We start from the raw sequence: 2,851 nt of genomic DNA on the forward strand, positions 1-2,851 counted from the left end.
AAGAAGCAGAAAAATTTCAAAAACAACTAGATGCAATTGTTACATTTGCAGAACAGTTAAATGAATTAGATACAACAGATGTAAAACCAACAACTCATGTATTAACGATGAAAAATGTTATGCGTGAAGATGTAGCAGAAAAAGGTTTACCAGTCGAAGAAGTATTAAAAAATGCACCGGATCACAAAGATAATCAAATCCGTGTTCCAGCAGTATTAGAATAGAGGAGGGGAATTTCGATGTCATTATTTGATCATTCGGTATCAGAGTTACATAAGAAATTAAACAACAAAGAAATTTCCGTTACGGATTTAGTAGAAGAATCTTACAAACGTATTGCGGATGTTGAAGATAACGTAAAAGCTTTTCTTACATTAGATGAAGAAAATGCACGCGCGAAAGCGAAAGAATTAGATGCAAAGATTGGTGCTGAAGATAATGGTTTATTATTCGGTATGCCAATTGGTGTAAAAGATAACATTGTAACTAACGGTCTTCGTACAACTTGTGCGAGCAAAATGTTAGCAAACTTCGATCCAATTTATGATGCGACAGTTGTGCAAAAGCTAAAAGCTGCTGACACAATTACAATCGGTAAATTAAACATGGACGAGTTCGCAATGGGTTCTTCAAATGAAAACTCAGGATTCTACGCTACGAAAAATCCATGGAACTTAGATTACGTTCCGGGCGGATCTAGTGGTGGTTCTGCAGCAGCTGTAGCAGCAGGAGAAGTACTATTCTCTCTAGGTTCTGATACGGGTGGTTCTATCCGTCAGCCAGCTGCATATTGCGGTGTTGTAGGTTTAAAACCAACTTACGGACGCGTATCTCGTTACGGATTAGTAGCATTCGCATCTTCACTTGACCAAATCGGACCGATTACACGTACAGTAGAAGACAATGCATACTTATTACAAGCTATTTCAGGTATTGACCGCATGGATGCAACTTCTGCAAATGTTGAAGTTGGAAACTATTTAGCTGGTTTAACAGGCGATGTTAAAGGTTTACGCATTGCTGTACCGAAAGAATACTTAGGCGAAGGTGTTGGCGAAGAAGCTCGTGAGTCAGTACTAGCTGCTTTAAAAGTATTAGAAGGTATGGGCGCAACTTGGGAGGAAGTATCTCTTCCGCACTCTAAATACGCTCTAGCAACGTATTACTTACTATCTTCTTCTGAAGCATCTGCTAACCTTTCACGCTTTGATGGCGTGCGTTACGGTGTTCGTTCTGATAATGTAAATAACTTATTAGATCTTTACAAAAACACACGTAGTGAAGGTTTCGGTGATGAAGTTAAACGTCGTATTATGCTTGGTACATTTGCTCTTAGCTCTGGTTACTATGATGCATATTACAAAAAAGCACAACAAGTACGTACATTAATTAAGAACGACTTTGAAAATGTATTTGCTAACTATGATGTTATTATTGGACCAACAACACCAACTCCGGCATTTAAAGTGGGAGAAAAAGTTGACGATCCAATGACAATGTATGCAAATGACATTTTAACAATCCCAGTAAACTTAGCGGGTGTTCCAGCGATTTCAGTTCCATGTGGATTTGGTGCTAACAACATGCCACTTGGTCTACAAATCATTGGTAAACACTTCGATGAAGCGACAATTTACCGCGTTGCACATGCGTTTGAGCAAGCAACAGACTATCATACAAAAAAAGCAAGTCTGTAAGGAGGCGAGCATAGATGAATTTAGAAACAATTATTGGTTTAGAGGTTCACGTTGAGTTAAAAACAAATTCGAAAATTTTCTCTGCGAGTCCAACAGAATTCGGAGCGGAGCCAAATACACAAACAAGTGTAATTGACTTAGGATACCCAGGGGTGCTTCCTACTTTAAATAAAGAAGCAGTTAACTTTGCAATGAAAGCTGCAATGGCATTAAACTGTGAAATCGCAACGGAAACAAAGTTTGACCGTAAAAACTATTTCTATCCAGATAACCCGAAAGCTTACCAAATCTCTCAATTTGATAAGCCAATTGGTGAAAATGGTTGGATTGAAATCGAAGTAGACGGTAAAAAGAAACGTATCGGTATTACACGTCTTCATTTAGAAGAAGATGCTGGTAAATCAACGCATACAGCTGATGGTTCATTAGTAGACTACAACCGTCAAGGTATGCCTTTAATCGAGATCGTATCTGAGCCAGATATGCGTACGCCAGAAGAAGCATATGCATACTTAGAGAAGTTAAAATCAATCATTCAATACACTGGTGTATCTGATTGTAAGATGGAAGAAGGTTCCTTGCGTTGTGATGCGAACATTTCTCTTCGTCCAGTTGGACAAGAGAAGTTCGGTACAAAAGCGGAACTGAAAAACTTAAACTCATTCACTTACGTACAAAAAGGTCTTGAGCATGAGCAAGTGCGCCAAGAAAAAGAACTGTTATCTGGTGGTATCATCCAACAAGAAACACGTCGTTATGATGAAGCAACGAAGAAAACAATCTTAATGCGTGTGAAAGAAGGATCTGACGATTACCGTTATTTCCCGGAGCCAGACTTAGTTGAACTTTACATCGACGATGAGTGGAAAGAAGCAGTTCGTGCCTCTATTCCAGAACTTCCAGATGCGCGTAAAGCTCGCTACGTTGCAGAAATTGGCTTACCAGCTTATGATGCACACGTATTAACATTAACGAAAGAAATGTCTGATTTCTTTGAAGCAACTGTTGCAGGCGGTGCTGATGCGAAATTAACATCGAACTGGTTAATGGGTGAAGTACTTGCATACTTAAACAAACAACAAAAAGAATTAAAAGACGTTGCATTAACGCCTGCTGGTTTATCTAAAATGGTTCAATTAATTGAAAAAGGTACA

Annotated in this window: 3 protein-coding genes; all 3 read left to right on the forward strand. The window is 38.8% G+C overall.

Going from position 1 to position 2,851, the window contains the following annotated elements:
* Positions 1-224, forward strand: a 224-nt coding sequence (gene gatC, locus MR170_RS30270; protein WP_242310575.1) for an Asp-tRNA(Asn)/Glu-tRNA(Gln) amidotransferase subunit GatC, incomplete at its 5' end; no start/stop codon positions are given.
* Positions 225-239: 15 nt separating this feature from the next.
* A complete protein-coding gene (gatA, locus tag MR170_RS30275; RefSeq protein ID WP_000051441.1) occupies positions 240-1,697 on the forward strand; it encodes an Asp-tRNA(Asn)/Glu-tRNA(Gln) amidotransferase subunit GatA in 1,458 nt (485 codons plus the stop codon).
* 14 nt (positions 1,698-1,711) lie between these two features.
* Positions 1,712-2,851, forward strand: a 1,140-nt coding sequence (gene gatB, locus MR170_RS30280) for an Asp-tRNA(Asn)/Glu-tRNA(Gln) amidotransferase subunit GatB (protein ID WP_242310577.1), incomplete at its 3' end; no start/stop codon positions are given.

It is taken from the genome of Bacillus cereus group sp. BfR-BA-01524 (assembly GCF_022662595.1).
Classification (GTDB): Bacteria; Bacillota; Bacilli; order Bacillales; family Bacillaceae_G; genus Bacillus_A; species Bacillus_A thuringiensis_S.